The organism is Acidovorax sp. LjRoot204, assembly GCF_056175785.1.
In genome coordinates this window covers 1-5,347 of record NZ_JBGFFF010000226.1, presented here as the reverse complement: position 1 = coordinate 5,347, position 5,347 = coordinate 1, and the positions used below count along the sequence as shown (strand labels likewise).

The window sequence follows — 5,347 nt, the reverse complement described above, 5'->3', positions numbered from 1 at the left end:
GTCCTGCTCGATCTTGTTCCAGGCACCCCCGTTGTGCTGAGCATTCTGGGGGACCATGTTCGCGAGACTGAAGCTCTGGGCCATGGCTGTTGGCGTCGGCATGTCTCCTGCAGGTGCCATATGCCCACGGCTGTAGCCTGAGTTCTTGTAGTCCTCCAGCTCCGCCCGTTCGCCACTCGGGAGTCGCGCATCCGCAAAGAACCGCTTCGCCCGTTTTTCGTCAGCGTCCTCGATGAGCCTGCGGTTCAAGCGCTGGGCCACAAACACCGGTGTCTTGGTCGCCCCGGAGTGCAGTGCCGCAAACGCTTCATAGCAAAGCTCGCGCAGCTGTGGCCGGGGCGTGATGGCCGGAGGAGTGCCACTCGCAAAGAACTGCGGGCACTGCGCAAAGGAGGTCGGCTCGGGCGTGAGCAGCGCCGCACTGTCGAACTGCGGAGAACGTGCCCAGGAGAGATTCGGGAGAGCAGCGCCAGCAAGAGACAGGGCCAGCACAGCCGTCAGGCGCACACGGCCTGGCCAAGAGAAGAAGCGATTCACAGAAGAGGCATTCGAGTCGAATTTGACGGAGCCCGATTGGAGCACCGTTCATGTCTCTCTCCTGGCCCGAATGCTCGGATCCCGCAGGGTTTTACAGCTGCTTGCAGAGGTGGGGGCCACAAACAGAAAGGGCTCCCAAAGGGAGCCCGATCTGCCTGCCCGCCCCTGCGGTTCAGTTAACACTCCCCATGGCAACAGCACCCGCAAATGCAAAGTGCCACCACCATGGGAAGTCCCTCAACTGCTTCAATCCAACTCAAGCAGTTGGTCTACCAATTACATGGCGCTGAATTCGCCGTGGGGGATCTGGCCGGTGCGCACAGCTTCAGCAGCCTGTGCACGCACGGCAGCGCGGTCAGCGGTGCTCTTGTAGGTCAACACACGCGAGCCTTCAGGCTCCATGTTGTGGGTGCGGGCTTCGACGACAGCCTCGGCAGTCACTTCAGCGCGGGTGCGGTTCGTGTCGAACTTCAGGGCAAATTGCGAGCCATCGGCTTCGTCAGCATGGGCGGCGAAGGCGGCGAAAGCGGCAACAGCGGCAACGGAGAGGAAACGAGCGGTCTTGTTCATGATGAAAATCCTTATAAATTAAAAAGCGTCTAAAAAGATGGATGCGAGATTCGGCGTCAACGTCTCGTGTCCAATTCGTGGAAGCGTGTGGCCGCAGTTGACCTGCGTAATGTCTGCCTTTGCCAGGAAGCAGTGGTCCCCAGGCAACCAGGACAACGCCTAACCTAAGACGCTTACTTGATGAAGTTCAGTAGATCTTGGTTGAGGCGATCTTTGTGTGTATCGGTGATGCCATGTGGAGCGCCGGCATACTCGATCAGCGTCGCTCCCTTCACCAGCTTCACGGCAGCGCGGGCGCTGGTCTCGATAGGTACGATCTGGTCGTCGTCTCCGTGGATGATCAGCGTGGGCACATTCACCAGCTTCAAGTCTTTGACGAAGTTCGATTCCGAGAAGGCCTTGATTGAGTCGTAGGTGGCCTTGTGGCTGCCTTGCATGCCCTGGACCCAGAAGCTATCGATCAAGCCTTGGGAGCTCTTGGATCCTGGACGGTTGAAGCCGAAGAACGGACCGCTTGCGATATCCTTGTAAAGTTGAGAGCGGTTATCCAACGAAGCCTTGCGCAGGCCATCGAACACGTCAATGGGCACACCTGTTGGGTTGTCTGCATTTCGGACCATGATGGGTGTTACTGCGCTGACCAGGATCAATTTCTTGACCCGTCCTGTGCCGTGCCGACCGATGTAGCGAGTCACTTCGCCGCCACCGGTAGAGAAACCCACCAGCGATACCTCGCGCACATTGAGCGCATTGAGAACGGCAGCCAAATCATCAGCGTACTGGTCCATGGTGTTATTTGCCCAGGCTTGCCCTGAGCGTCCGTGGCCACGGCGGTCGTAAGCGATCACGCGGTAGCCGCGCTCTGCCAGGAACTGCATCTGCGATTCCCAACTATCCGAGTTCAGTGGCCAGCCGTGGCTGAAAGAAACTACCGGACCGTCCTTTGGTCCCCAGTCCTTGTAATAAAGCTGTGTGCCGTCATTGGCAGTGATGAACTGCGAGACGGCTTGCTTGCCGGCTGCGATCACTTGGGTGGCGGCGGTAGCCGAAATGGCGGTCAAGGATGTGGCGCCGATGAGGGCAGCGACGATAGCGGTTTTGATTTTGAACATGACTGTTCTTTGCGTAATTGAGAGTGGAGTTGTAAGAGAACTCAGATTGCGATGTTCAGAACGACATCCACGTTTCCGCGGGTGGCATTCGAGTAAGGGCAAACTTGATGTGCTTGGTGCACCAGGGAATCGGCATCTGCACGTGAGATACCGGGAAGAGAGACTGTCAACTGCACCGTTAACGCGAAGCCCGTTGGGATCGGACCGATCCCGACCTTTGCGTCGACCTTGCTGTCGGTCGGCATGTTGAGCTTGGCCTTATTGGCAACGAACTTCAAAGCACTCAGGAAACAGGCCGAATAGCCGGCTGCAAAGAGCTGCTCTGGGTTTGTACCGCTACCCCCAGCTCCGCCCAGCGCGGTCGGGGTTGAAAGGCTCACGCGTAAGGCGTTGTCTGAGGATTCGGCGTAACCTTCTCGGCCGCCTGTGGCAAAAGCTTCAGCGGTGTAGAGGACTTTATCGGGGGACATAGATGCTCCTAAGTTGCAGAGAATTGCCTGTCATTCGGCAGATAGAACTTTGAGCCATAAACAGATACTATTGATGTCTTGTAGTTCGAGAAATTTTGCCTGGAGTACAGATTGACAGATCGATTGGCTGCGCTTTTCGCTCATTTCGCTGTGAGTGCGCGCACTTTTCACATCGGGGCTCTATGCGGCGTGAACTCGCTTGGGCATGAGGTCGGAGTTGGACAGTTGCACCTAGTGAGGGAAGGGGGGGTTGAGGCCTACCATGGCGCCAATGACCCGGTTCGAATCGAGCAACCGTCCTTGCTGCTGTATCCAAGACCTCTACAGCGCCGGTTCATCACAGACCCCATCAAGGGGGCCGATATGGTCTGCGCAGACCTGCTCTTTGAAGGTGGCGCTGCCAACCCGATCGTGTCGGCGCTTCCCGACTTTGTTTGCATGCCGTTGGAACGGCTGCCCGAGAGCACTTATGTGCTGTCTCTGCTGTTTACTGAGGCCAACGCCAACCGATGTGGTCGCCAAAAGATCCTCGACAGCCTCTTTGAGGTGTTGATAGTTCAAGTCTTGCGCGAGCTCATGGAGCAGCGCCAAGTTGCATCTGGATTGCTTGCCGGGATGAGCCACCCAAAGTTGAGAAGAGCTCTCGTATCTTTGCATGAGAGTCCCTCGAAGGTTTGGTCGTTGGAGGAACTAGCTGCCGTGGCAGGGATGTCGCGTACCGCTTTCGCCAACAGATTTAAGAGCACAGTGGGGGTGACACCAGGTCAATACCTGCTCGAATGGCGCATGGGGCTGGCCCAAAAGCTATTGCGCGAAGGAGTCGACCTCCGCAATGTGGCCGATCGCGTCGGATACGGGGATGAAACCACACTCTCCCGAGCCTTCAAGTCACACTTTGGACTATCGCCACGGGAGTGGAAGAAGACAGATGCTTAGGTGCCGGCCGGAGGACGCTGGCAGTTGATAGCCCTATGTCGAGGTTCGGAATCGGAGGGGCGCAAGCTGCCTGGGCAGGTGGGATAGTCGGCAATCGTTCGCGTGTCGTCGTAAAGCGACTGTGCTTTTACGCCATATCAAAGAGGCCCGATAAATCAGTGAGGTGAGGAACCACCATGAGTCTCTGGTCATCTCGGCTGATGACCAGTGCACAGATACTCTTGGGAAACATAAATTGGGGAATCAATCCAATCGTCTGCAAACCATTGCCCCATTGTGAGGGGCTGCGGCAAACGCATGGAATTGATCCTTTTTTACGACATTCTCAAGTAGAAAGTCACTCCAGTGGAGCTCAGGCTTTGTGTCTTTTGAGCGTAAAAGTGACCCACTAAATCCCAGTGGGTCAGATTTGAGTGGAAATCAAAATAGGGGTGTTTCTAAGCGAATTTATGTTGAACTGCACCCGAATGGATGTTTACGAACTCTCTTTAAGCAGTGAGAACGATTCTTCCTTCCAGATTGCGATTCTCCATTTTTTCATGCGCAATTTGCGCCTGTTCAAAGGGGAAAACTTCAATTTCCAGTGATCCTAAGCCTCTTGAGACGGCGCTAATAGCAGCGTTAAGTGCCGGCTGGATGCATTCTGGATGCATCGGTAAATATGCCCCTGCATTGAAACCAGCGATGCTGGTATTCCCTAGCCAAAAATCGTTTGAGCTGACGCGATGATCCCAGTCCTCACTTGCATTACCAACAACAATCAATCGACCAGTTGGCTTGAGAAGCTTTACAAGCTCAGTTCGCAATGCGCCTCCTACGGGATCGATGATGACGTCGAATTTCTCATTCAGCTCTCCAAATTTCGATGAATCCACGATTTGATCGTAGGGAAGCTTGGTATTGAGAGCCGATCCCATGCGGGTGTTTCTCACAGCACCGACCACGCGTGGTACGCCCAGCCATTTGGCCATCCCAGGGAAAGCAGAGGCAAACCCTCCCAAGGCCCCATTGATAAGCACAGAGTTTTGCGCACTAAGGTGTGCGACTTCAGTGAGTGCAATGTATGCCATTGCTGCATTCGGTACCACTGACACTGCCAATTCGGAGCTGATGGAGGATGTCTCGATGGAAGCAACGAGATTGGCATTCGCAACGTACTGGGAGGCATAGCCGCCAGATCCGCTGATTGACATCGCCACCACCCGTTCGCCTACTTTGAGCCCGGTCACTCCTGCGCCAAGTGCTTTGATCACGCCGACCACTTCCAGACCGGGGACGAATGGGGGGCTCGCCATTCCCGGGACATTCTTGAAGTGACCTTTTCGAATGAACACATCAATGAGTCCTACGGCAGCGTGAGTGACCTCAATCACCACTTGTCCGTGCTCAGCGACTGGATCGGGGAGCTCTACCACTTCAAGCACCTTTGGGGTGCCGAACTCTGTTGCAACAACTGCTTTCATGGCAAAAACCTTTCTTAGTTAAGAGTCTGTTTAACGCACCTGTTGATGCGTTAAAAGAAGTGTAGAGCACAATTCAACTTAACGCAACATGGTGTGCGCTAAAATCTCGCGCATGAAAGTACGCGCACGATCTGCTGAAGACAAAGAACTTAGAGCTGCTAGCCTTTTGAGAGCGGCGGAGGACCTGAGCATTGAGCGCGGTGGCGTCCGATTCCTAACCCTTTCTGAAGTGACGGACCGTGCCGGCCTCCACCGTACC

The 5,347-nt window shown here is 55.2% G+C and carries 6 protein-coding genes; 1 reads left to right on the top strand and 5 read right to left on the bottom strand.

Annotated elements, in window-relative coordinates; genetic code table 11:
- The 4 genes from AC04MI_RS23170 to AC04MI_RS23155 form a co-directional block, all read right to left on the bottom strand.
- Positions 1-507 (bottom strand): DNA/RNA non-specific endonuclease (locus tag AC04MI_RS23170; RefSeq protein WP_476498815.1); only part of this gene is annotated, 507 nt, incomplete at its 3' end.
- A 306-nt stretch (positions 508-813) separates the two neighbouring features.
- Positions 814-1,107 carry a DUF4148 domain-containing protein gene (locus AC04MI_RS23165; protein WP_476498814.1) on the bottom strand — a complete coding sequence of 98 codons (294 nt, stop codon included), beginning with the start codon at positions 1,105-1,107 and terminating at the stop codon, positions 814-816.
- Between the two features lie 173 nt (positions 1,108-1,280).
- On the bottom strand, positions 1,281-2,219 hold the full coding sequence (locus tag AC04MI_RS23160) for an alpha/beta fold hydrolase (RefSeq protein ID WP_476498813.1): 939 nt from the start codon (positions 2,217-2,219) through the stop codon (positions 1,281-1,283).
- Positions 2,220-2,260: 41 nt separating this feature from the next.
- On the bottom strand, positions 2,261-2,689 hold the full coding sequence (locus AC04MI_RS23155) for an organic hydroperoxide resistance protein (protein WP_476498812.1): 429 nt from the start codon (positions 2,687-2,689) through the stop codon (positions 2,261-2,263).
- Between the two features lie 111 nt (positions 2,690-2,800).
- On the opposite strand from AC04MI_RS23155, the gene AC04MI_RS23150 reads away from it, so the two are divergent.
- The gene (locus AC04MI_RS23150) at positions 2,801-3,625 is read left to right on the top strand and encodes a helix-turn-helix transcriptional regulator (protein WP_476498811.1); all 825 of its coding nucleotides are present in this window, start codon (positions 2,801-2,803) and stop codon (positions 3,623-3,625) included.
- Positions 3,626-4,113: 488 nt separating this feature from the next.
- Here the strand turns inward: AC04MI_RS23150 and AC04MI_RS23145 are convergent, their stop codons facing one another.
- The gene (locus AC04MI_RS23145; RefSeq protein ID WP_476498810.1) at positions 4,114-5,088 is read right to left on the bottom strand and encodes a quinone oxidoreductase family protein; all 975 of its coding nucleotides are present in this window, start codon (positions 5,086-5,088) and stop codon (positions 4,114-4,116) included.
- Between the last annotated feature and the right edge of the window lie 259 nt (positions 5,089-5,347).